This is a genomic window from Pseudomonas sp. GW821-FHT11D10 (assembly GCF_058808435.1).
Window position 1 is genome coordinate 232330 of sequence record NZ_JBXARR010000004.1, and the last position, 23501, is coordinate 255830.

General features: G+C 61.0%; 22 protein-coding genes and 1 pseudogene. 11 read left to right on the forward strand and 12 right to left on the reverse strand.

The window, feature by feature from the left end; all coding sequences use genetic code 11:
- Nucleotides 1-132 precede the first annotated feature (132 nt).
- Nucleotides 133-735 (forward strand): cold-shock protein, encoded by a 603-nt coding sequence (locus AC1RT4_RS14795; protein ID WP_007951213.1) that lies wholly within the window; start codon nucleotides 133-135, stop codon nucleotides 733-735.
- A gap of 93 nt (nucleotides 736-828) precedes the next feature.
- Here AC1RT4_RS14795 and AC1RT4_RS14800 read toward each other — a convergent pair whose 3' ends face one another.
- The 3 genes from AC1RT4_RS14800 to AC1RT4_RS14810 form a co-directional block, all read right to left on the reverse strand.
- On the reverse strand, nucleotides 829-1035 hold the full coding sequence (locus tag AC1RT4_RS14800) for a SlyX family protein (protein WP_493085921.1): 207 nt from the start codon (nucleotides 1033-1035) through the stop codon (nucleotides 829-831).
- Nucleotides 1036-1038: 3 nt separating this feature from the next.
- Nucleotides 1039-1464 carry an HIT family protein gene (locus tag AC1RT4_RS14805; protein ID WP_493085923.1) on the reverse strand — a complete coding sequence of 142 codons (426 nt, stop codon included), beginning with the start codon at nucleotides 1462-1464 and terminating at the stop codon, nucleotides 1039-1041.
- A gap of 470 nt (nucleotides 1465-1934) precedes the next feature.
- Nucleotides 1935-2288 carry a hypothetical protein gene (locus AC1RT4_RS14810; protein WP_493085925.1) on the reverse strand — a complete coding sequence of 118 codons (354 nt, stop codon included), beginning with the start codon at nucleotides 2286-2288 and terminating at the stop codon, nucleotides 1935-1937.
- A 75-nt stretch (nucleotides 2289-2363) separates the two neighbouring features.
- Between AC1RT4_RS14810 and AC1RT4_RS14815 the strand changes: the two genes are divergently transcribed.
- Entirely contained in the window at nucleotides 2364-3710 is a 1347-nt protein-coding gene (locus AC1RT4_RS14815) for an OprD family porin (RefSeq protein WP_262194992.1), read from the forward strand.
- 123 nt (nucleotides 3711-3833) lie between these two features.
- Here the strand turns inward: AC1RT4_RS14815 and AC1RT4_RS14820 are convergent, their stop codons facing one another.
- Both AC1RT4_RS14820 and AC1RT4_RS14825 read right to left on the reverse strand, forming a co-directional pair.
- Nucleotides 3834-4673, reverse strand: a complete 840-nt coding sequence (locus tag AC1RT4_RS14820; protein WP_007951217.1) for a mechanosensitive ion channel family protein — start codon at nucleotides 4671-4673, stop codon at nucleotides 3834-3836.
- A 138-nt stretch (nucleotides 4674-4811) separates the two neighbouring features.
- The gene (locus AC1RT4_RS14825; RefSeq protein ID WP_007951218.1) at nucleotides 4812-5297 is read right to left on the reverse strand and encodes a YajQ family cyclic di-GMP-binding protein; all 486 of its coding nucleotides are present in this window, start codon (nucleotides 5295-5297) and stop codon (nucleotides 4812-4814) included.
- A gap of 140 nt (nucleotides 5298-5437) precedes the next feature.
- Between AC1RT4_RS14825 and AC1RT4_RS14830 the strand changes: the two genes are divergently transcribed.
- The 3 genes from AC1RT4_RS14830 to AC1RT4_RS14840 are packed head-to-tail and all read left to right on the forward strand — an operon-like array spanning nucleotide 5438 to nucleotide 9022.
- Nucleotides 5438-6355: a putative 2-dehydropantoate 2-reductase gene (locus tag AC1RT4_RS14830; RefSeq protein ID WP_493085928.1), complete on the forward strand. Its 918-nt coding sequence runs from the start codon at nucleotides 5438-5440 to the stop codon at nucleotides 6353-6355.
- A gap of 45 nt (nucleotides 6356-6400) precedes the next feature.
- Nucleotides 6401-8437: a sensor histidine kinase gene (locus tag AC1RT4_RS14835; RefSeq protein WP_493085930.1), complete on the forward strand. Its 2037-nt coding sequence runs from the start codon at nucleotides 6401-6403 to the stop codon at nucleotides 8435-8437.
- A gap of 3 nt (nucleotides 8438-8440) precedes the next feature.
- Nucleotides 8441-9022, forward strand: coding sequence for a cob(I)yrinic acid a,c-diamide adenosyltransferase (locus AC1RT4_RS14840; RefSeq protein WP_273899280.1), 582 nt, complete (start codon nucleotides 8441-8443; stop codon nucleotides 9020-9022).
- Between the two features lie 46 nt (nucleotides 9023-9068).
- Here the strand turns inward: AC1RT4_RS14840 and AC1RT4_RS14845 are convergent, their stop codons facing one another.
- The 4 genes from AC1RT4_RS14845 to secA all read right to left on the reverse strand — a co-directional run bounded on the left by AC1RT4_RS14845 (nucleotide 9069) and on the right by secA (nucleotide 14783).
- Complete coding sequence (locus AC1RT4_RS14845; RefSeq protein ID WP_493085932.1) at nucleotides 9069-10013, reverse strand: Nudix family hydrolase; 945 nt, start codon at nucleotides 10011-10013, stop codon at nucleotides 9069-9071.
- The gene (locus AC1RT4_RS14850; RefSeq protein ID WP_085745212.1) at nucleotides 10010-10642 is read right to left on the reverse strand and encodes a glutathione S-transferase family protein; all 633 of its coding nucleotides are present in this window, start codon (nucleotides 10640-10642) and stop codon (nucleotides 10010-10012) included. The genes AC1RT4_RS14845 and AC1RT4_RS14850 overlap by 4 nt, the downstream gene beginning before the upstream one ends.
- 62 nt (nucleotides 10643-10704) lie before the next feature.
- Nucleotides 10705-11922, reverse strand: a complete 1218-nt coding sequence (argJ, locus tag AC1RT4_RS14855) for a bifunctional glutamate N-acetyltransferase/amino-acid acetyltransferase ArgJ (protein ID WP_262194997.1) — start codon at nucleotides 11920-11922, stop codon at nucleotides 10705-10707.
- A 122-nt stretch (nucleotides 11923-12044) separates the two neighbouring features.
- A complete protein-coding gene (gene secA / locus AC1RT4_RS14860) occupies nucleotides 12045-14783 on the reverse strand; it encodes a preprotein translocase subunit SecA (protein WP_493085935.1) in 2739 nt (912 codons plus the stop codon).
- Nucleotides 14784-15090: 307 nt separating this feature from the next.
- Between secA and AC1RT4_RS14865 the strand changes: the two genes are divergently transcribed.
- Nucleotides 15091-15546: a DUF721 domain-containing protein gene (locus tag AC1RT4_RS14865; protein WP_007951226.1), complete on the forward strand. Its 456-nt coding sequence runs from the start codon at nucleotides 15091-15093 to the stop codon at nucleotides 15544-15546.
- A 10-nt stretch (nucleotides 15547-15556) separates the two neighbouring features.
- On the opposite strand, the gene AC1RT4_RS14870 is transcribed toward AC1RT4_RS14865, so the two are convergent.
- Nucleotides 15557-17044: a helicase HerA-like domain-containing protein gene (locus AC1RT4_RS14870; protein WP_273901644.1), complete on the reverse strand. Its 1488-nt coding sequence runs from the start codon at nucleotides 17042-17044 to the stop codon at nucleotides 15557-15559.
- Nucleotides 17045-17231: 187 nt separating this feature from the next.
- Here AC1RT4_RS14870 and AC1RT4_RS14875 point away from each other — a divergent pair.
- From AC1RT4_RS14875 to gpgF, 5 genes and pseudogenes are all read left to right on the forward strand, one after another.
- Nucleotides 17232-18263 (forward strand): annotated as a pseudogene (locus AC1RT4_RS14875) (HAMP domain-containing protein); the annotation flags it as partial.
- 93 nt (nucleotides 18264-18356) lie between these two features.
- A complete protein-coding gene (locus tag AC1RT4_RS14880; protein WP_371807424.1) occupies nucleotides 18357-19121 on the forward strand; it encodes a methyl-accepting chemotaxis protein in 765 nt (254 codons plus the stop codon).
- Between the two features lie 160 nt (nucleotides 19122-19281).
- Nucleotides 19282-20394, forward strand: a complete 1113-nt coding sequence (gene gpgS, locus AC1RT4_RS14885; RefSeq protein WP_493085938.1) for an N-acetylglucosaminyl phosphatidylglycerol synthase — start codon at nucleotides 19282-19284, stop codon at nucleotides 20392-20394.
- Nucleotides 20387-21163 carry an N-acetylglucosaminyl phosphatidylglycerol deacetylase gene (gpgD, locus tag AC1RT4_RS14890; RefSeq protein ID WP_493085940.1) on the forward strand — a complete coding sequence of 259 codons (777 nt, stop codon included), beginning with the start codon at nucleotides 20387-20389 and terminating at the stop codon, nucleotides 21161-21163. Before gpgS ends, gpgD begins: the two co-directional genes overlap by 8 nt.
- Nucleotides 21160-22158 (forward strand): glucosaminyl phosphatidylglycerol flippase, encoded by a 999-nt coding sequence (gene gpgF / locus AC1RT4_RS14895; RefSeq protein WP_085701661.1) that lies wholly within the window; start codon nucleotides 21160-21162, stop codon nucleotides 22156-22158. The genes gpgD and gpgF overlap by 4 nt, the downstream gene beginning before the upstream one ends.
- Here the strand turns inward: gpgF and AC1RT4_RS14900 are convergent.
- Together AC1RT4_RS14900 and purU are read right to left on the reverse strand one after the other, a co-directional pair.
- Nucleotides 22142-22318 carry a hypothetical protein gene (locus tag AC1RT4_RS14900; RefSeq protein ID WP_493085942.1) on the reverse strand — a complete coding sequence of 59 codons (177 nt, stop codon included), beginning with the start codon at nucleotides 22316-22318 and terminating at the stop codon, nucleotides 22142-22144. The genes gpgF and AC1RT4_RS14900 overlap by 17 nt on opposite strands.
- 58 nt (nucleotides 22319-22376) lie before the next feature.
- Nucleotides 22377-23225, reverse strand: a complete 849-nt coding sequence (purU, locus tag AC1RT4_RS14905) for a formyltetrahydrofolate deformylase (RefSeq protein ID WP_011335666.1) — start codon at nucleotides 23223-23225, stop codon at nucleotides 22377-22379.
- Nucleotides 23226-23501 lie beyond the last annotated feature (276 nt).

Here is a 23501-nt window from a genome sequence, read left to right on the forward strand (position 1 = left end):
TCGCTACGCCCCGTTTTCCGGGCCTGCGCATAGGCTGATGCCGTGCACGTGTCCAACGCCTCTTATTGTTCCGAAGCGAACCGTGCGCCTTCAGCTCTTCCTTGTGAGCCGTCATAACGTGAGTCAATAAAAATGTTGAAAATCGTCCACCTGCTAATGGGCGCAGCAGCCTTGCTGCTGTCCTTCATACCCAGCCTGAAGTCCGAAGCGGTACCTTACCTGCAACAACCCGATGCACTTTACCTGGCCTTTTTCGGCCTGCTGAACCTGATCCTTGCACCAGTTATCCCTTACTGGAACAAAGGTCCGCGCCAGCATCTGCAAAATCTGGTCAGCGCTTTGCTGGTCCTGACCGTTGTCCTGCAAACCCTGACCCTGATCGCGCCGATGCCTGTCATCGCCGGCCAGCCAGCCGTGCTGTTCAGCCTGGTGATTGCACTGGTCGCCGTGGTTCTGCACCTGGCCGTCAGCTTCTACAAATCCTCACCGGCCGCCGCCGCGCAAAGCTACGACATGAGCAACCGCGATACCGGCACCGTCAAGTGGTTCAACACCTCCAAGGGCTTCGGCTTTATCTCCCGGGATTCCGGCGATGATATTTTCGTGCACTTTCGCGCCATTCGTGGCGAAGGCCACCGCGTTCTGGTCGAAGGCCAGCGTGTGGAGTTCTCGGTGATGAACCGTGACAAGGGCCTGCAGGCCGAGGACGTGATCGCCGCCCTGCCGCGTCGCTGAACCACGTTCCCGCAATAAAAAAACCGCGAACAGCCAGGCTGTTCGCGGTTTTTTAATGAGTGCGTTTTTAACGGGAGCATGCCCGCGCACTTCTCAATAGTGTGGCGGCGGTGCGTCTTCTTCAAAAGATCCGAACTGACCCACCATCTCTTCCTGGCGTTTGAGTACGGCTGCCATCTGCAATTGCAGACGCTCGACCACTCGCTGCTGCCCCACCAGCACATCGTTCAATGCCTGGATGGTGTCGTCCTGAAATGCCAGGCGACTTTCCAGCTCGGTAACACGTTGTTCGAGGCTCATCACTCAGCCCTCCAGAAAGGTGAAATCTTCGTCCAGCACCAGACGCAGGCGCTCGCGGATCGCGGCCACTTGTTCGGTACTGTAAGGCTTGGCGGCGTGTTTGCCCCAGACCGGCGCTGGCCAGGCGGCATCGTCCCGTTTACGCACGATCACATGCATATGCAGCTGGCTGACCACGTTGCCCAGGGTCGCCACATTCATCTTGTCGGCGTCGAAGGAATCCTTGAGCACCTCGGCCAGGGCCGTGGTTTCCTGCCACAAGGCCTGCTGGTCGGCGACATCCAACTGAAACAACTCGCTGATATCGTCGCGGCGTGGCACCAGGATGAACCACGGGTAGTTGGCGTCGTTGGACAACAGCAATCGGCAAAGCGGGAAATCGCCGATGGTCAGCGTGTCCTGTTGAAGTCGTGGATCTAAAGCAAACACTGCGCGCACTCCCGGCGAAATGACCTTTTTTCAGCTTAGCGCCCCGCTGTGAATGCGCTGCGCCAAGCGACTGGACGGCAGCATACCTGCGATTGGAGAGACCTTCACGGCGAACAGCGTTGCCGCAAGAATTCCTCCACGCCCCGGGATGTGACATTTATAACTCGCGTGCACCAGGACGGAACCGCGAATGCGAATGAGCCGGGCAAAATGACCCGCTCACACCTCAGCGTTTACGTTCATCCGGCGACCCAACTGTATGAATTCAGTACAGCCTTTGAATTTTTTTGCACCAAAACCGCACAGTGCGTCTACGCTCAGTGCGTCGGGCATCCGCCGAATACTCACTGACGGGGTGAACCGGTAACATTTTTGGTTGTCGCGCTGCGACTTTCAGGGAGCAACACCATGCGAAGGATGGCGTCAAGCCTGATAGACAGGCCCTCGAAGCCCCCGGTTTTATGAGGTTTTTACAGCGCAAGACGAGCGCCCTGAAAAAAACCGGAACAATTCAGCGGTTTGTGCACGCTTGTTGCATTCATACCCATATGGACTATAAGCGCACCACAAGAAGTGGATGCCTTGAGCCCCATAAAAACAGTGGCAGGGTTGCCCGATGGAGATTCAAGCGTTTTGCCAAGGGACTCTTTTTTACCGATGCTCAAGCTCTGTAAAACAGCGCTGAAGTTGTCAGTCCCATTGCATTTGGACTGTAAATTTGCGACATCTACCAAGCCGATTGCGACACGCTCGTAAAGAAGCTGAAAGGTTGAATGCGCAAGTATCGCCAACATGGTCGGCGTGATATAAGTTTGCGCCGACACAAAAAGAAAGAGCCGCCCAGATAATAAAACAGGTGGGACGGCAGTACTCTTCTAAAACCAAAGGAGCAAATCACGATGCGCGTGATGAAGTGGAGCATGATCGCACTGGCAGTTGCAGCAGCCGCCAGTACTCAGATGGCTACGGCCGCACCGTTCGTAAGTGACCAGGCAGAAGCCAAAGGCTTCGTTGAAGACGCGAAAGCTGATTTGCTGATTCGCAACTATTACTTCAACCGTGACAACAAAGACGGCGCCCGTGACGTAAAAGACTGGACCCAAGGTATCTGGGGCAACTTCAGCTCCGGTTACACCCAAGGTACTGTTGGCGTCGGCGTTGATGCGTTCGGCTACCTGGCCATCAAACTGGACGGCGGTGCCGGCACCAGCGGCTCCGGCAACATGAGCCGCAGCAACGAGTTCAATGCAAACGGTTCCCGCGACCCTGACGACAGCCAAGGCAAAGCCGGCGCTGCCATCAAGTTCCGCGTATCGAAAACCGAGCTGAAAGTCGGTGACATGCAGCCTAGCACCGCTCCGGTGTTCGCTGTCGGCGGCTCCCGTATCCTTCCGCAAACTGCCAGCGGTTTCCAACTGCAGAGCAGCGAGATCAAAGACCTTGACCTCGAAGCCGGTCACTTCTACTCGGCAACCAGCCAGGACCGCAACGCCCGTGAAGGCGGCCTGTACGCGACCTACGCTGGCGTTGAAGCCAACACCATCGACTACTTCGGTGGCAAGTACGGCATCACCGAAAACCTGAGCGCATCGCTCTACGGCGCCAAACTGGAAGACATCTGGAACCAGTACTACGCCAACGTGAACCTCACCACTCCATTTGGTGGTGACACTTCGCTGAACACCGACTTCAACATCTATCGCACCACCGACACCGGTAGCGCGAAAGCCGGTGACATCAGCAACACCGCGTTCTCCCTGGCCACCGCTCTCTCGTTCCTGAAAGCGCACACCATCACCCTGGCCTTCCAGAAGGTCAACGGTGACACTCCGTTCGACTACATCGGCGTGGGCAAGAACAACCGTGGCGGCGACTCGATCTTCCTCGCCAACTCCATCCAGTACTCTGACTTCAACGCCCCAGGCGAGAAGTCTGCCCAGATCCGTTACGACATCAAGATGGCCGAGTACGGCGTTCCAGGTCTGAGCTTCATGACCCGCTACGTTAAAGGCTGGGACATCGACGGCACCCACACTCCAGCAGGCAGCGCCTACGCTGGCCTGTATGGCGAAGATGGCAAACACAACGAAACCAACTTCGAAGCCAAATACGTAGTTCAGTCTGGCCCGGCCAAAGACCTGTCCTTCCGTATTCGTCAAGCCTGGCACTTTGCTAACGCCGACGAAGGTGAAGGCGATACCAAAGAGTTCCGTCTGATCGTCGACTACCCGCTGTCGCTTTTGTAATCGCACCGAGTTAGTTGCGGTAACAAAACAAAAAGGCCCATCTTCGGATGGGCCTTTTTTATTGCCTGTCACTTGTAATAAATGCCTGACCGATAAGTCAGGCAATTAATTAGCAACCTATCATTACACTGCCGATTCCTGAACCACACGAATCACTCGTTGCGGAAACGGGATATCAATTCCGGCAGTCTTTAAACGATCACGGGACTGTTCGTTAAACATGAACATCACATCCCAGTAATCCGCCGTTTTAACCCATACACGCAGAGAAACAGTGATCGAACTGTCACCCAGTGTCGAAATAACGGCCTGGGGTGCCGGATCCTGCAGAACACGATCATCCTTGGCCAGATCCAGCAGCACCTGACGGGCCTTTTGCAGATCGGCTTCGTAATCCACACCCACGTCGAACACAACCTTGCGGGTCGGCTGACGGTTGGTGTTGGTGATGATGCCGTTCGACAGATTGCCGTTCGGCACGATGATGGTCTTGTTGTCACCGGTGCGCAGCACGGTGTGGAAGATCTGGATGCTGTCGACGGTACCCGCCACACCCTGGGCTTCGATCCAGTCACCAATGCGGAATGGACGGAACAGCAGAATCAGCACGCCGCCGGCGAAGTTCGCCAGACTGCCCTGCAACGCCAGACCGATGGCCAGACCGGCCGCACCGATCGCCGCGACGAACGAGGTGGTCTCGACGCCGATCATCGACGCCACGCTGACAATCAGCAGCACCTTGAGAATGATGTTGGCCAGGCTGCTGATGAAACCTTGCAGCGCCAGGTCGGCATTGCGCAGGGCCAGCAGGCCGCCGAGCTTTTGCGTGACCTTGTTGATCAGCCACCAGCCGATGGCCAGGGTAATCACCGCCAGCAACACACGGCTGCCGTATTCCATGATCATCGGAATCCACGCCTGGGATGCCTTGACCAGGTTGTCCACCTCAGCATTCAAATCCATCTTTTATCTCCTGATTGCCGGCTTCCCGGGCTGTAAAAAACCAGCGGCAGAAAGACCGGGCCGTAAAGGGCTCAATCGTTTCTGCCGTTGCTTGGGCCTCGGACGCTTTAAACGCCGAGAGGTTCCCGACCGAAAAGCTTAGTCGCGGAAGTTGTTGAACTGCAGTGGCATGCCGAATTCCTTGGCTCGCAGGGCCGCGATGGCTTCCTGCAGGTCGTCACGCTTCTTGCCGGTCACACGCACCTGCTCGCCCTGAATGGCGGCCTGCACCTTGAGCTTGGCTTCCTTGATGTGGCCGACGATTTTCTTCGCCAGCTCCTTGTCGATGCCTTCCTTGAGGACGGCGTCCTGTTTCATCAGCTTGCCCGAAGCGAAGGAGTCTTTGACTTCAAGGCACTGCACGTCGATCTTGCGCTTGACCAGGGCCAGCTTGAGGATCTCGATCATCGCTTCCAGCTGGAAATCGGCTTCAGCGGTCAGGTGGACGGTCAGGTCCTTTTCCTTGAATTCAAAGCTGCCCTTGCCTTTCAGGTCATAACGACGATCGAGTTCCTTCACGGCGTTCTCGACCGCGTTGGTGAGTTCGTGTTTGTCCAGTTCGGATACCACGTCGAACGACGGCATGTAATCTCTCCAATAAAAAGGCGCGCTCGTACGGGACGCGGCGCGCTTGGCTTGCGGTTAAAATCGGGCTCATTATAACGGGTCTTTTCCTACCGACACGGCGAGCCTTGCATGCCTGTACCTTACCGAGTGAAAAACTGATGTCCACCCCCTGGCACGTCCTCGGCGCCGGAAGTCTCGGCACGCTCTGGGCCACACGTCTGGCCCGGGCCGGATTGCCGGTCCGGCTGATCCTGCGCGACATCGACCGCCTGCACGACTATGCAACGGCGGGCGGCCTGACCCTCGTCGAACAAGGCGTGGCCAGCAGTTACGCGATCCCCGGTGAAACCCCGGACAGTCCCGGCCCCATCCGTCGCCTGCTGGTGGCCTGCAAGGCCTACGACGCCGAAGCGGCCGTGGCCGGGCTTGCCCATCGCCTGGCACCGGACGCCGAACTGATTCTTTTGCAGAACGGCCTCGGCAGCCAGGAAGCGGTCGCCGCGCGGGTCCCGCAGGCCCGCTGCATCAGCGCCTCCAGCACCGAAGGCGCGTTTCGCGATGGCGACTGGCGCGTGGTATTCGCCGGCCACGGCTACACCTGGCTGGGGGATGCCGGTCATCCCGTGGCACCGTTCTGGCTGGACGATCTTGAGGCAGCAAAAATCCCCCATGAATGGAGCGCCGACATCCTCACCCGCCTGTGGCGCAAACTGGCGCTCAACTGTGCGATCAATCCGCTGACGGTGCTGCACGACTGCCGCAACGGCGGCTTGCAGCAACATCACTGCGAAGTTGCCACCCTGTGCGGCGAACTGACCGAACTGCTCGAACGTTGCGGGCAACCGGCGGCGGCGGACAACCTGCAACAGGAAGTCGAGCGGGTGATCCAGGCCACGGCGGCGAATTTCTCGTCCATGTATCAGGACGTGGCCAGCAAACGCCGCACCGAGATCAGCTATCTGCTTGGGCATGCCTGCAAGGTTGCGGAGCGTCACCAGTTGAACCTGCCGCATCTGAAGCAATTGCAGCAGCGGCTGACCGCTCATCTGCACAGTCTCGGATTGCCCGTCGACTGAGCAGCGGCTACGCTGGCCACTTGTTCCTTTGCTGCGATAAACCTGATGCCATTGCGCCAGCGTCTTGAAAACCTGCCGGTCGGCCAGAAACTGCTGGCCGCCCTGCTGGTGCTGTTGACCACCGTGTTGCTGGTCGCCAACCTGACCTTTATCAGCGCCGCCTATTACATTTCCCAGGAAAGCATGGCGCCTCAGGCGTTGCAGACCATCGGCCGGCTGGTGTCCAACCCGAGCCTGGTGGCCGAAGCCTTGCAATCGCCGCAAAGCGCCGAGCGCCTGCTCAAGGAACTCGACAGCTATTCCCCGCTGCGCGCCGCCGCTTTATATGACGGCAAAGGCGAGCGTCTGGCGCAGTTGCAGCACGGCGACAAACTCAAACTGCCGGAACGCTACCGGCACATCGAAGCCTGGCAACTGACCGAGTTTCGCAGCAATCAACTCATCACTCTGCCCCGCCCCGGCACTGCGCCGGGCCACCTGCTGTTGGTGGCCAGCAGCGAGCTGCCAGTCGCGTTCTACACCGGCACACTCACGGCCAGTCTGGGGATCCTGATTTTCAGTGTGCTGCTGTGGCTGGTCATCGCCCGACAGATCAAGCGCCTGATCACCCGCCCGATCCATCAACTTGAAGAACTGTCCCGTCAGGTGACCCGCGAGGAAAACTACGCCCTACGCGCCTCCCGGGGCAACCATGACGAAATCGGCAGCCTCGCCGAGGCATTCAACACCATGCTCTCGCGCATCGAGGCCCGGGAGCAGCAACTCAAGCGCGCCCGCGATGACTCCCAGGCGGCCTACGATCAGGCTCAGGGCCTGGCCGAAGAAACCCGCCACACCAACCGCAAGCTGGAGCTGGAAGTCCAGGTGCGCAGCAAGATCGAGAAGAAACTCACCGGGTTCCAGAACTACCTCAACAGCATCATCGACTCCATGCCCTCGGCGCTGATCGCCCTCGACGAACAGCTCTATGTCACGCAATGGAACCAGGAGGCCAGCGCCCTTTCCGGTACACGGCTGGACGAAGCGCTGAACCAGCCGATCTTCCTCGCGTTCGAACCGCTCAAGCCGTTCCTGCCGCAACTCAAGCAGACCGTCGAACAACACACGGTGGCGAAAATCGAGCGGGTGACGTGGTTCAAGGACGACGAGCCCAAGCACTACGCCCTCACGTTCTACCCGTTGATGGGCGGTGCCGGGCGCGGCGTGGTGATCCGGATCGACGACATTACCCAGCGCCTGTCGCTGGAAGAAATGATGGTGCAGTCGGAGAAAATGCTTTCCGTGGGTGGCCTCGCCGCCGGCATGGCTCACGAGATCAACAACCCGCTGGGGGCGATCCTGCACAACGTGCAGAACATTCGCCGACGCCTGTCGCCAGACCTGCCGAAAAACCTCGAACAGGCCGAACAACTGGGCATCGAACTCGAGACCGTGAACCGCTACCTGCAAGGCCGGGAAGTCCCGCAACTGCTCGACGGCATCCAGCAGGCCGGTGCCCGGGCGGCGAAAATCGTCACCCACATGCTCAGCTTCAGCCGCCGCAGCAACCGCCAGATGGCACCGTGCGACCTGCCGGCCCTGATCGATCAAGCCGTGGAAATCGCCGGTAACGACTTTGACCTGGCCATCGGCTTCGACTTCAAGGGCCAGGCGATCATTCGCCAGTTCGACCCGGCGCTGGGCCCGGTGCCCGGCACCGCCAACGAACTTGAGCAGGTGCTGCTCAACCTGTTGAAGAACGCCGCGCAGGCGATTCACCAGCGCGAAGATGACAGTGAGCCGGGGCGAATCACTTTGCGCACCCGCCTCAATCCGCCCTGGGCCGAGATTCAGGTCGAGGACAACGGCATCGGCATGAGCGAGAACGTGCGCAAGCGCACCTTCGAGCCGTTCTTCACCACCAAGGAAATCGGCCAGGGTACGGGCCTCGGGCTGTCGGTGTCGTACTTCATCATCACCAACAACCACAAAGGGCAGATGGAAGTACAGTCGGCGCCGGGGCAAGGCACCTGCTTCACCCTGCGCCTGCCACTGGCGCAACCGGCGCCCATCGCCGCCGAAACCAATCAACTACCGAGGTAAACCATGGGCTTTCGCTTGTCGAAGATCTACACCCGCACCGGCGACAAGGGCGAAACCGGACTCGGCGACGGCCGCCGGGTGCCCAAGGATCACCCGCGCATTGAAGCCATTGGCGAGGTCGATACGCTGAACAGTCAGGTCGGCGTGCTGCTGGCCGGATTGATCGCCGAACGCGAAACCTGCCCCGGGCTGAATGAACTGATCGACGTGTTGGCGCCCTGCCAACATCGACTGTTCGACCTTGGTGGTGAGCTGGCGATGCCGGAGTATCAGGCGCTGAACGCAGCAGAAATCGAACGGCTGGAAGCGGCCATCGATGTGTGGAACGAGGAATTAGGGCCGCTGGAGAATTTCATTCTGCCGGGCGGTTCGATGTTGATCGCCCAGGCCCATGTCTGCCGCAGTCTCGCGCGCAGTGCCGAACGGCGTTGCCAGCATTTGAATGCGATCGAGCCGCTGGCCGGGGTTGGTCTGGCGTATATCAATCGCTTGTCGGATCTGTTGTTTGTGGCGGCCAGGCTGATCGCCCGGCGCCAGGGCATTGCCGAGATTCTGTGGCAACCGGCGGCGAAACCCGAGAACTGATCACTCCCACGCCAGGCGCGGGAGTGATCGGGTGCCTATTCAGGCCTCAGGCCTCAGGCCAGAACGCCCGAATCCCCGCCACACCCTGAGCCCCGGCATCCCACGCTTTTTCGCGTTCCGCCGGGCCGACGCCACCCAACAGGAACACCGGTTTGCTGAAGCCTTCGATCAGCGTCGAAGCCTGCTCCCAGCCCAACGGCTGTGCATCCGGGTGAGTCAGGGTCGGCTGCACTGGCGACAGGGTGACGAAATCCACGCCCATCTGCTCGGCCAGTGCCAGTTCTTCAGCGTTGTGGCAGGACGCCGCCAACCAGCGCTCCGCCGGCAGCGGACGCCCCGCCGCCGCGTACTTGCGCAGCTGCGCCGAGGTGATGTGCCAACCAGCGGCCGGGAAATCGCCCAGCCACTCGAACGGACCCTTGATCATCAACTGTGCCTTGCCGGCGCAGAGGCCGACCGCGTCTACCGCCAGATCGCGGTATTTCGGGTCATAACCATTGGGCGCACGCAGCTGGATCAGCTTGATGCCACCGGCGATTGCCTTCTGGATACCGCGCAGCAAGGCCGGGGTTTCCAGGTCTTCCGGGGTGATCAGGTATTCAGCGGGCAGACGCGCCGCCGCGACGATCGGCTGGTTGGCCGCCGGGAATTCGTAACCCGTCAGCTCTTTGGCCGAAACCCAGGCCAATGGCTGGCCTTCGGCACCGTGGGGTTCGCCGGTAAAGCTCGAGACTTCCCAGACATCCAGCAACACCTGCTTGTCCGGGTAATCATGACGCACCTTGATCAGCGGCCGGGCGGCACCGACGACGATGCCCAACTCTTCGTGCAGCTCGCGGGCCAGCGCGGTTTGCACCGACTCGTCGGCTTCGACCTTGCCACCGGGAAATTCCCAGAGGCCGCCCTGATGCTGGGTATCGGCACGGCGGGCGATCAGAATCTTGCCGCTGTCGTCACGAATGACGGCGGCGGCGACGTGTACACGTTTCACGACTGCAATTCCTCCAGTCCAGCCTTTTGCCAGGCCTTGAAGGCCGGCCATTGGTAGACGGTTTCAACATAGGCTTCATCTTCGGCCGGCAACTTCACCTGATAGGTGCGCAGGCGCACGGCAATCGGGGCGAAGAACGCATCGGCCAGCGACACCCGACCAAACAGGTAAGGCCCAGGCTCGGTCGCGACGGCGCGGCATTCGGCCCACAGCGCGAGCATGCGCTCGACATCGACCTTAACCTCTGGCGGCACCGGGTTGAGCGGCGCGTCGTGACTAAGGTTGAACGGCATGTGATTGCGCATGGCGAAGAAGCCGCTGTGCATCTGCGCGCAGGCGGATCGGGCCTGGGCACGGGCGGCGATATCGGTCGGCCAGAGTTGTTCGGAAGGAAACTGTTCGGCCAGGTATTCGGCAATCGCCAGAGAGTCGGCGACGGTGCCACGGGCGGTTTTCAGCAGCGGAACCTTGGCAGTCGGCGAGTGCGCCAGCAGCCGCTCGCGGGTGTCGGGCTTGCCGAGTTTGACCAGTTCTTCGGTGTAGGGCGCGCCGGTCAGTTCAAGCGCCAGCGCCGCGCGCAGGGACCAGGAGGAAAGCAGTTTGTCGCCGATGATCAGGTGAAGGCTCATGTTCGGGTCCTTTCATGGGACAGAAGAAAAGGAGGTCCGCAGACCTCCCTCTTCGGCAGGGATCAGGTGCGGTATTCGGCGTTGATCTTCACGTACTCGTGGGACAGGTCGGTGGTCCAGATGGTTTCGCTGCAATCGCCGCGACCCAGTTCGATACGGATGGTGATTTCTTCCTGCTGCATCACCGCCGAGCCCTGGGCTTCGGTGTAGGTCGCGGCGCGGGCGCCACGGCTGGCGATGCACACTTCGCCAAGGAACACGTCGATCTTGCTCACGTCCAGATCCGGCACGCCGGCACGGCCGACAGCGGCGAGGATGCGGCCCCAGTTCGGGTCGGAGGCGAACAGTGCGGTCTTGATCAGCGGCGAGTGGGCCACGGTGTAGCCGACGTCCAGGCATTCCTGGTGATTGCCGCCGCCGTTGACTTCAACGGTCACGAACTTGGTCGCGCCTTCACCGTCACGCACGATGGCCTGGGCCACGTCCATGCACACTTCGAACACCGCCTGTTTCAGCTTGGCGAACAGCTCGCCTTCGGCACGGGTGATTTCCGGCAGCGCAGCCTTGCCGGTGGCGATCAGCATGCAGCAATCGTTGGTCGAGGTGTCGCCGTCGATGGTGATGCGGTTGAACGACTTGTTGGCGCCGTCCAGCATCAGGTTTTGCAGCACGTCGCGGGAGACTTTGGCGTCGGTGGCGATGTAGCCGAGCATGGTCGCCATGTTCGGACGGATCATGCCCGCGCCTTTGCTGATGCCGGTGACGGTGATGGTCACGCCGTCATGCTGGAACTGGCGGCTGGCGCCTTTTGGCAGCGTGTCGGTGGTCATGATGCCGGTGGCGGCGGCTTCCCAGTTGTTTTCCGACAGATCGTCCAGCGCGGCCTGCAGAGCGCCTTCGATCTTCTCGACCGGCAGCGGCTCGCCGATCACGCCGGTGGAGTACGGCAGAATCTGGCTGGCATCGACGCCGGTCAGCTCGGCCAGTTTGGCGGTGGTGCGCTCGGCGGCGGCCAGGCCCGGTTCGCCGGTACCGGCGTTGGCATTGCCGGTGTTGGTCAACAGGTAGCGCACCGGGTTCTGCACACGCTTCTTGGCCAGGATCACCGGCGCGGCACAGAAAGCGTTCAACGTGAACACGCCCGCCACGGTGGAACCTTCGGCGCAACGCATCACGACGACATCCTTGCGCCCCGGGCGCTTGATGCCGGCCGAAGCGATACCGAGTTCAAAACCGGCAACCGGGTGCAACGTTGGCAAAGGACCAAGACCAACAGCCATGAATGCGCTCCTTACTCAATGATTTCAGCACCGCCAAGCGTAGTGGCGGTGGTGTAAATGGCAAAACGCCGCGACGGCTGGTGCCGGTCGCGGCGCGGGTATTTCAGCGATTGAAACGGGTTTTACTGGATCTGCCCGTGGCAATGCTTGAATTTCTTGCCCGAACCGCAGTAGCACAGTTCGTTGCGGCCCAGCTTCTGCTCGTTGCGAACCGGGGCGGCGGCAAGGGCCACATCGACCTCTTCACCGACCAGTTCCGGTTGCGCTTCCAGGCCAGGAGCCTCGGCGTGTTCGAACTGCATGCGGGCGGCCAGTGCTTCGGCTTCCTGACGCAGGCGTTGCTCTTCCTCGGCCGGATCTTCGCGGCGAACCTGAACGTGCGACAACACACGGATCGAGTCGCGCTTGATCGAATCCAGCAGCTCGGAGAACAGCGTGAAAGACTCGCGCTTGTATTCCTGCTTCGGGTTCTTCTGCGCATAACCACGCAGGTGGATGCCGTGACGCAGGTGATCCATGGTCGACAGGTGGTCTTTCCACAGGTCGTCCAGAACGCGCAGCACGATCTGCTTCTCGAACGAGCGCAGGGCTTCGGCGCCAGCCTGGTCTTCTTTTTCGTTGTACGCGGCGATCAGCTCGTTCATCAGCTTCTCGCGCAGGGTTTCTTCGTACAGGTGATCGTCTTCGTCGAGCCATTGCTGGATCGGCAGTTTCACGCCGAAGTCGCTGGCGATCGACGCTTCCAGACCGGCCACGTCCCACTGCTCTGGCAGCGATTGCGGCGGAATGTGGGCGCTGACGGTGGCGTTCAGTACGTCCTGACGGAAATCAGCGATGGTCTCGCCGATGTTGTCCGCAGCCAGCAACGTGTTACGCATGTGATAGATCACTTTACGCTGTTCGTTGTTGACGTCGTCGAACTCGAGCAGTTGCTTGCGGATGTCGAAGTTGCGGCCTTCAACCTTGCGCTGTGCCTTCTCGATGGCGTTGGTCACCATGCGGTGCTCGATCGCTTCACCGGACTGCATGCCCAGGGCTTTCATGAAGTTCTTCACCCGGTCAGAGGCGAAGATGCGCATCAGGCTGTCTTCCAGCGACAGGTAGAAGCGGCTGGAACCGGCGTCGCCCTGACGGCCGGCACGGCCACGCAGCTGGTTGTCGATACGGCGGGATTCGTGACGCTCGGACGCGATCACCTGCAGACCGCCGGACTCCAGCACTTGCTGGTGACGCTTCTGCCAGTCGGCCTTGATCTGGGCGATCTGCTCAGGGGTCGGGTTTTCCAGCGACGCGACTTCAACTTCCCAGTTGCCGCCCAACAGGATGTCGGTACCACGACCGGCCATGTTGGTAGCGATGGTCAGTGCGCCCGGACGACCGGCCTGCGCGATGATTTCAGCTTCTTTTTCGTGGAACTTGGCGTTCAGAACCTTGTGTTCGATGCCTTCCTTCACGAGCAATGCGGACATGTGCTCGGAGGTTTCGATGGTCGCAGTACCCACCAGCACCGGACGGCCGGCGGCCATGCTTTCCTTGATGTCGTTGACGATCGCCGCGTATTTCTCTTCGGCGGTCAGGAACACCAGGTCGTTGTAGTCCTTACGGGCCAACGGTTTGTTGGTCGGGATCACGATGACCGGCAGGCCATAGATCTGATGGAATTCGAACGCTTCGGTGTCGGCCGTACCGGTCATGCCGGACAGTTTTTCGTACAGACGGAAGTAGTTCTGGAACGTGGTCGATGCCAGAGTCTGGCTCTCGGCCTGGATGTTCAGGTTTTCCTTGGCTTCGATGGCCTGGTGCAGGCCTTCGGACAGACGACGGCCCGGCATGGTACGACCGGTGTGTTCGTCGACCAGCACGACCTGACCGTCCTGCACGATGTATTCGACGTTGCGGTGGAACAGCTTGTGCGCACGCAGGCCGGCATAGACGTGAGTCAGCAGGCTCAGGTTGTGTGCCGAGTACAGGCTCTCGCCTTCGGCCAGCAGACCGATGCTGGTCAGCTGGTCTTCGATGAACTGGTGACCGGATTCGTTGAGTTCGACCTGACGGGTCTTCTCGTCAACGGTGTAATGGCCTTCCTGGGTGACTTCGCCTTCGACTTCTTCGACGTGCAGCTTGAGTTTCGGGATCAGCTTGTTGATCTCGATGTACAGCTTGGAGCTGTCCTCGGCCTGACCGGAAATGATCAGCGGAGTACGCGCTTCGTCGATGAGGATGGAGTCGACTTCGTCGATCACGGCAAAGTTGAGTTCGCGCTGGAATTTCTCTTCCATGCTGAACGCCATGTTGTCGCGCAGGTAGTCGAACCCGAATTCGTTGTTGGTGCCGTAGGTGATGTCGGCGGCGTAGGCCAGGCGTTTCTCTTCCGGCGGCTGGAACGGCGTCACGATGCCGACGCTCAGGCCGAGGAATTCATACAGCGGGCGCATCCAGTTGGCGTCACGGCGGGCCAGGTAGTCGTTCACGGTCACAACGTGCACGCCCTTGCCGGACAGCGCGTTGAGGTAAACACCCAGGGTACCCACCAGCGTCTTGCCTTCACCGGTACGCATTTCGGCGATCCGGCCTTCATGCAGGGTCATGCCGCCGATCAGCTGGACGTCGAAGTGGCGCATGCCCATGACGCGCTTGCCGGCTTCGCGGGCGACCGCAAAGGCTTCGGGCAACAGCTTGTCGAGGGTCTCCCCCTTGGCAATGCGGTCCTTGAACTCTGCGGTCTTGGCGCGCAGTTGATCGTCCGAGAGGGCGACCATCTTCTCTTCGAAGGCATTGACGAGCTGCACCGTCTTGAGCATGCGTTTGACTTCACGCTCGTTCTTGCTTCCAAAAAGTTTCTTTAACAAAGGCGCAAACATATCGGCAGGATCTTCCACACTAAAGGGATGGAGGGCGGCCCCGTGAGTCGCCCGTGCAGCCCTCATGGCCGCATGCGAACGAGCATTCTACCCGGAAACGGTGGTGAGGAAAGTGGGGATATTCCACGATGCTGGCACTGCGCTTTGACGGGGCTCACTTAAAATAGGGGCGTTTTGCTCAACTTCAAGCCGTACAGCGAAGAAGTTAGTCGTTGATTTAATGGGCAAAGCAGGGACAAAAGCAATGGGCGAGTGAAATGGGTGCCATCTGCTACCATGGCGCCTCTGTCACTTCAGGTCCTAGATCATGGCATTTCGCCCTCTCACAGCCAGAGCGCCCGCCGTTCTGCTACGCGAAGCCAGGCCGTTGAAAGCCATCCTCGGTCATGCCCAGCGCCTGGCCCATCTGCAACGTCTGCTCGAAAGCCAGCTGCAACCCGCCGCCCGTGAACACTGCCATGTGGCCAAGTGGCGCGAAGGCGAACTGCTACTGATCGTCACCGACGGCCATTGGGCGACGCGCCTGCGCTATCAGCAGAAACGTCTGCAACGGCAACTGCAGATGTTCGACGAGTTCGCCAATCTGACGCGGATCAAGTTCGCCGTGCGGCCACCGACCATCCAGCGCGAGGCGAGCGGGCCGACGATCGACCTGTCGACGGATGCGGCGGCGACCATCCAGGCCACCGCCGACGGGATCAGCGATCCGAATCTGCGGGCGGCCCTGGAACGACTGGCCGCCCACGCCAAGCCCAAAACCTGAGCCTTGTTGATCAGCGGCGCTTGCTGCCTCCGAGCAATGAACCCATCAGACCGCGCACCAACTGTTTACCCAGCGAATTCGCCGCCTGACGCATCGCCGACTTGAGCGCCTGCCCCGCCGCCGTACCGAGGAATTCTCCGGCCTTGTCCGCCAGGCTCGGTTCTTCAGCGGCCGGTTTGCCCGGCGCCGCTTCAGCCTCCGGCGCCAGCCCCTTGCGACCCATCAGGATTTCATAGGCCGACTCGCGATCGATCGGCTTGTCATAGCGGCCCTTGAACGGCGAACCGGCAATCAGCATCGTGCGCTCGGTCTCGGTCAACGGCCCGATCCGCGATTGCGGCGGCGCTACCAACACCCGCTGAACCATTTCCGGTGTGCCCTTCTCTTGCAGCGTGCCAACCAGCGCCTCGCCAATTCCGAGTTCGGTAAGCACCGACAACGTGTCGAACGCCGGATTCGGCCGAAAGCCGTCCGCCACCGCCCGCAGGGATTTCTGTTCCTTGGCGGTGAACGCGCGCAGGCCGTGCTGGATCCGCAGCCCCAGTTGCGCCAGCACATCGTCCGGCAGATCGCCCGGCGACTGGGTGACGAAATACACCCCGACGCCCTTGGAACGGATCAGCCGCACCACTTGCTCCAAGCGCTCTTGCAGAGCCTTGGGCGTGTCACCGAACAACAAATGCGCCTCATCGAAAAACAGCGCCAGCAGCGGTTTGTCGGCATCACCGCGCTCCGGCAGTTGCTCGAACAGTTCGGCCAGCAACCACAGCAGGAAGGTCGCGTAGACCTTCGGCGCCTCATGCACCAGACGACTGGCATCGAGTAAATGGATGCGCCCGCGACCGTCAGCGGCCGGTTGCAGAATATCTTCCAGTTGCAGCGCCGGTTCGCCGAACAACGCTTCGGCACCCTGCTGCTCCAGAGTGGCCAGACGCCGCAACAGCGCCTGGCTGGAGCCGGTGGTGAACAGCGCCGCGTCTTCGCCCAGCAGCTGCGGATTGTCCTTGAGGTGATTGAGCAGCGCTTTCAGGTCTTTGAGATCCAGCAGCAACAGGCCTTCGCGATCCGCCACCTTGAACGCTGCGTACAACGCCGATTGCTGGCTGTCGGTCAGTTCCAGCAAGGCGCCGATCAGCAGCGGGCCCATTTCGCTCAACGTGGTGCGCAACGGATGACCGGACTGACCGTGAATGTCCCACAAGGTCACGGGATACGCCTGAGGCGTGTGCTTGAGCCACGGCATGCCGGCGATGCGTTCGGCGATCTTGCCCTGAGGGTTGCCGGCGGCACCGAGGCCGCACAGGTCGCCCTTGACGTCGGCGGCAAACACCGCGACCCCGGCGTCGCTGAACGCCTCGGCCAGACGCTGCAAAGTAACGGTCTTGCCGGTACCGGTTGCGCCGGCTACCAGTCCGTGACGGTTGGCCAGGCGCATGGCCTGGGCGATCGGTTGCCCGGCGAGGTCGGCGCCGATTACGAGTTGCAAGGAGTCAGGCATTTGGTCACCCAATGGTTAATCTTTGTCGAGCATGGCCGATAGAGAGAGTGAGAGACCCGATCAAAAGTCCGGTCTGAGATTTCCCTAAGGAGAGACGGAAATATCAGTGCGCTTTCACCCCTGCCCATTTTGCGCGCCTTTATAAAAGCACGCCCTGGACATTAAGACCTTAGCGGAACCCCAAGCCATGAACAAAAATCTGCGTTTCAGCCATAAAATTTTGCTTGCCGCCGCCCTCATCGTCATTGCCGCCTTCGCCTCGTTCACGCTGTACAACGACTGGTTGCAACGCAATGCGATCCGCGAGGACCTGGACAATTACCTCAACGAGATGGGCGAGGTCACCGCCGACAACATCCAGACCTGGCTCAGCGGGCGCATCCTGCTGATCGAGAACGCGGCCCAGAACATCGCCATCAATCCCGAGCCAGGCGCCGTCGCCAGCCTTCTGGAACAGAAAGCCCTGACGTCGACCTTCATGGCGTCCTACCTCGGCGATGCCACCGGGCACTTCACCATCCGCCCGGATGCGAAGATGCCGGACGGTTTCGATCCGCGCGTTCGCCCTTGGTATAAAGGTGCGGAAAGCAGCAGCACCTCGACCCTGACCGAACCGTACATCGATGCAGCCACCGGCCAGACCATCATTTCCATCGCCACCGCCGCGAAGAAGGCCGGTCAGAGCGTGGGTGTGGTGGGCGGCGACCTGAGCCTGCAAACCCTGATCAACACCCTCAGCGCCCGGGACTTCTCCGGCATGGGTTACGCGTTCCTGGTCAGCGCCGACGGCAAGATCCTGGTGCACCCGGACAAGGCCCTGGTGATGAAGTCACTGAAGGAAGCCTATCCGCAGGACACCCCGCGCATCAGCAGCGACTTCAGTGAAGTCACCGTCGACGGCAAGACCCGCATCGTCAACTTCACCCCGATCAAGGGCCTGCCGTCGGTGAACTGGTACATCGGTCTGTCGGTAGATAAAGACAAAGCCTTCTCGATGCTCAGCGAATTCCGCGCTTCGGCCGTGATCGCGACCGTGATTGCCGTGGCGATCATCATTGCCCTGCTCGGCATGCTGATCCGCATCCTGATCCAGCCGCTGCACGTGATGACCCGCGCCATGGAGGACATCGCCGACGGCGAAGGCGACCTGACCAAGCGTCTGACCATCCAGAACCAGGACGAATTCGGCGTGCTCGGCACCGCGTTCAACCGTTTTGTCGAACGTATTCACGGCTCGATCCGCGAAGTGTCGTCGGCCACCGGCCAGGTCAACGAAGTCGCCCTGCGGGTGGTCGCGGCCTCTAACTCGTCGATGTACAACTCCGACCAGCAAGCCTCGCGCACCAACAGCGTGGCCGCCGCGATCAACCAGCTCGGCGCCGCCGCCCAGGAAATCGCCCGCAACGCCGCCCAAGCCTCGACCCAGGCCAGTGACGCCCGTGGCCTGGCCGAAGACGGTCAGCAAGTGGTGGATCGCAGCATCAAGGCGATGAATCAGCTGTCGAGCATGCTCAGCGCGTCGAGCAGCAATATCGAATCGCTGAACAGCAAGACCGTGAACATCGGCCAGATCCTGGAAGTGATCACCAGCATTTCCCAGCAGACCAACCTGCTGGCGCTCAACGCCGCCATCGAGGCAGCGCGTGCCGGTGAAGCCGGGCGCGGTTTTGCGGTGGTGGCGGACGAAGTGCGCAACCTCGCCCACCGCACCCAGGAATCGGCGCAACAGGTACAAACCATGATCGAGGAGCTGCAAGTCGGCGCCCGCGAATCCGTCAGCACCATGAGCGACAGCCAGCGTCACAGCCAGGACAGCGTTGACATCGCCAACCTCGCCGGCGAGCGCCTGAACAGCGTGACCCAGCGCATTGGTGAGATCGACGGGATGAACCAGTCGGTGGCCACCGCGACCGAGGAACAGACTGCTGTGGTCGAGTCGATCAACGTGGATATTACCGAGATCAATACGCTGAACCAGGAAGGTGTCGAGAACTTGCAGGCGACGTTGCGGGCTTGTTCGGATCTGGAGCAGCAGGCTTCGCGATTGAAGCAACTGGTTGGCAGCTTCCGCATTTAAAGCCGCTCTGCCGGTCGTTTTCGTCGGTGCGCTACCCTCCGACGAAGACGACCGACAATCCCTCCGAAACCGGCCTTGAACCCCCACCGCGAAACCCCGACCGAACATCTATTCTTGATAAAGGTCAACCAAGGGAGATCAACGCGGAGGGACGTTCACCGTGCATATCGCCGACATCACCATGTTCTACGCCCCGGCCAGCGGCGGCGTGCGCACCTATCTGGATGCCAAGCACCGTCGGCTGGGGGTCAAACCCGGCATCCGCCACAGCCTGCTGATTCCCGGCGCGCACTTCGGCGAGCGTGATGGCGTCTACACGGTTCCCGCCCCCGCCCTGCCCTTTGGCAAGGGCTATCGGTTTCCCCTGCGCCTGGCCCCTTGGCGAAACGTCCTGCAGGATCTGCAGCCCGATCTGATCGAAGTCGGCGATCCGTACCTCACCGCCTGGGCCGCGCTCGATGCGCGTCGGCAACTCGATGTGCCGGTGATCGGCTTCTATCACTCCGACCTGCCGCTGCTGGTGGGCAACCGCATGGGCCACTGGGTCACGCCGAATGTCGATGCGTACGTGCGCAAGTTGTACGGCAATTTCGACCGGGTGCTGGCGCCCAGCCAGGTGATGGCCGACAAGCTCAGCGGGCTGGGCGTGCGCAACGTCTTCGTGCAACCGCTGGGCGTTGACCTGCACACCTTCCATCCGGATGCCCGCGATGCCGGACTGCGCAGCGAGCTGGGGATTGCCGAGGACGCGCGCCTGCTGATCTTCGCCGGTCGCGGTTCCAAGGAAAAAAACCTGCCGGTGCTGCTCGATTGCATGAAGCGCCTGGGCCCGCGCTATCACCTGTTGCTGGTCGGCTCGTCGATGCCGGCGTCCGTCCCGGACAATGTCAGCGTGATCGACCGGTTCTGCCCCGCCGCGCAGGTCGCGCGGCTGATGGCCAGTGCCGACGCGCTGATCCACGCCGGCGATCAGGAAACCTTCGGCCTGGTGATTCTGGAGGCCATGGCCTGCGGGATTCCGGTGGTGGCAGTGGCGGCCGGGGCGTTCGAGGAAATCGTCAGCGAATCCTGCGGCCTGCTCTGCGCGCCGAACAATGCGCAAGCCATGGCCAATGCCGTGCGCGAACTGTTCAGTCGCGGGACTGGCGTACTCGGCCAGCAGGCACGCCAACATGTCGAACGGCATTACGCCTGGGACACAGTGGTCGACAGCCTGCTGGGCCATTATCACGCCGTGCTCGGCGATTCGGTTCCTCGGGTGGCCAATGGCTGAATTTCACGAGCGCCCGGCGCTGATGCTGGTGCTGCATGACGTGGCGCCCTCCACGTGGGGCGATTATCAAGGGTTCGTCGAAGCCGTTGACCGGTTGGGCAATGTCCCGATGACGTGGCTGGTGGTCCCGGATTTCCATCGACACGATGCCCTTGAAGCCCATCCGGCGTTTTGTCGAATACTCGACGAGCGCGTCGCTCGCGGCGATGAACTGGCCCTGCACGGCCACTTTCATGAAGACACCGAACCCGGCCCGCGCACGGCACGCGACTGGTTCATGCGCCGGGTCTACACCCATGAAGGCGAGTTCTATCAGTTGTCCCGTGAAGCCGCCCTCGCCCGCCTGCGCCCGGGCATCGATCTGTTTCGGCGCCACGACTGGCCGCTACACGGTTTCGTCGCCCCGGCCTGGCTGATGAGCGCCGGCACGCGCCAGGCACTGCGCGAATTGCCGCTGCGCTACACCAGCGATCCGCAACATCTTTATCACTTGCCGGATTTCACCGCGGTCGAGGCCCCGGGACTGGTGTGGAGCGCACGCAGCGCCTGGCGTCGCGGCATGTCGAAGGTCATCAGCGAACAGCGTGAGCAGCGCTGGCGTCAGGCGCCGGTGATTCGTCTAGGCTTGCACCCGGTGGACATGCGCCACCGGTTTTCCCGGGATTACTGGTGGCGCACCCTTGAACGATTGCTGGCGGACGGACGCGTGCCCATGACCAAAATCGACTGGCTGACGCGCCAGTGCACTCAAGCCGAGCGTGCCGCTTGAGCCGCGGCATTCTGTTGCTGATCGGCCTGCTGGTGGCCGTGGCGGTGCCCGTCCTGCTCGGGGGCGGCGAGACCTGGGAGCGCCTGCAAGCCTTTCCGCTGCGCTGGCTGTTGATCATGTTCGCCATGGTTCTGCTGTGCTGGGGCATCAACACCTTGCGCCTGCGGCTGCTGCTCGGCGATCAGCGTGACCGGGTCACGCCCGTCAAAAGTCTTGGGGTGGTGATGGCCGCCGAATTCGCTTGGTGCGCCACGCCCGGCGGCAGCGGAGGGCCGTTGACGATCATGGCGCTACTGGCGCGCAGCGGCGTTCGTCCGGCCCGGGGCAGCGCCGTGTTTGCGATGGATCAGTTGAGCGATCTGCTGTTTTTTCTCTGCGCCCTGAGCGGGATCCTGATCTACGCGCTGTTCCAGCATCTCAGCGACCGTATGGAATGGCTGCTGATCGTCAGTGCCCTGTCCTTGACCGGTGGTCTGTTCAGTTGCGTGCTGGTCGCGCGCTATCACCGTCGATTGATTCGCCTGAGCGGGCGACTGCTGGCCGGGATGAACGTCGAACCGCGTACCCGACGGCGCTGGGCGCGGCAGTTGCTGCACTTTCTGGCCGCTTTCACCGATGCGCTGAAATTGCCGTGGCAGACATTGATCAAGGTGTTCGTGCTGACCTGCGTGCATTGGTCGCTGCGATACAGCGTGCTGTATCTGGCGTTGCGCGGGCTGGGGGCGGATGTGCAGTGGGCCTGGACGTTTCTGATCCAGATGCTTTCGCTGGGTGCGGGGCAATTCAGCCTGTTGCCGGGCGGTGCCGGTGCAGCGGAATTGACCTCGGCGGCGCTACTGGCGCCGATGGTCGGCAAATCGACCGCGGCGGCGGCGATCCTGATCTGGCGGGTGGTGACGTATTACTTCTATCTGCTGGTGGGTGGCCCGGTGTTTCTATTGATGCTGGGCCGGCCGTTGCTGAAAAAACTGCTGAGCGTCAGACAGGCTTCTTGAGCTCATCCTCTTCGTCCTTGAGTTGTTCCCACAGTTCGGCAGCACCGGGAAACTCCGTACCGTCCTCCGGGCTCAGGTCATCCGGGTCATAGCGGCTCAGGCAGCCCTCGCCGAGGGTGGCGGGTGCCTTGGAAGTGGCTTTGTCCAGTGGATCGCTCATCGGTATGTCCTCAAGGTCCATGAATCGCTCCCACGCTCTGCGTGGGAGCGCACCTGAATCAGAACACCACGGTCTTGTTGCCGTGCACCAGCACGCGGTCTTCCAGGTGATAACGCAGGCCACGGGCCAGCACCATCTTCTCGACGTCACGGCCGAAACGCACCATGTCTTCGATGCTGTCGCTGTGGCTGACGCGTACCACGTCCTGCTCGATGATCGGGCCGGCATCCAGCTCTTCGGTCACGTAGTGGCAGGTTGCACCGATCAGCTTCACGCCGCGCATCGAAGCCTGGTGGTACGGCTTGGCACCGACGAACGACGGCAGGAAGCTGTGGTGAATGTTGATGACCTTGTGCGCGTACTCGCGGCACATGTCCGGCGGCAGGATCTGCATGTAGCGCGCCAGCACCACCACTTCGGCGTCGTGCTGCTTGACCAGGCGCGACACTTCGTCGAAGGCCGGTTGCTTGTCCTGCGGATTGACCGGCACGTGGTAATAAGGAATGCCGTGCCACTCGACCATGCTGCGCAGGTCGTCGTGGTTGGAAATCACGCAGGAGATCTCGCAATCCAGCTCGTCGCTGTGCCAGCGGTGCAGCAAGTCAGCCAGGCAGTGGGATTCGCGGCTGGCCATCAGCACCACGCGTTTTTTCTGCTCGGTGTCGGTGATGCGCCAGTCCATCGAGAACTCTTCGGCGATCGGTGCAAACTTCTCGCGCAACACCTCGATGCCGAAAGGCAGGGAATCGGCACGGATTTCGTGACGCATGAAGAACCAGCCGACCTGGTTATCCGAGTGGTGGCTCGCTTCGGTGATCCAGCCATTGTGGGCCGCCAGAAAGTTACTGACTTTGGCAACGATGCCAACGCGGTCCGGGCAAGAAATCACCAGCCGAAAAGTGCGCATGAGGGGGAAACTCCAGAACTTCGCAAAGGCCGCCATTCTAGCGACTGCGCGGGAAAACTGCAGTATTGATGACCCTCGCAGGCTCACGGCAGCCCGTCGCAGCCTTTTTGACGCTCGTAAACGCCAGAATGATGGCACTGCAACAGCCATGATTGAACAGACCTGTGTGAATATCTGTGAAGACTCCATCACATTATTTAACTGAACATTCAATTCAGGGCTTTTCAACGTAACTAATTCAAATAAAAACCCCGGTTAAATGTTTACTTGATGAAA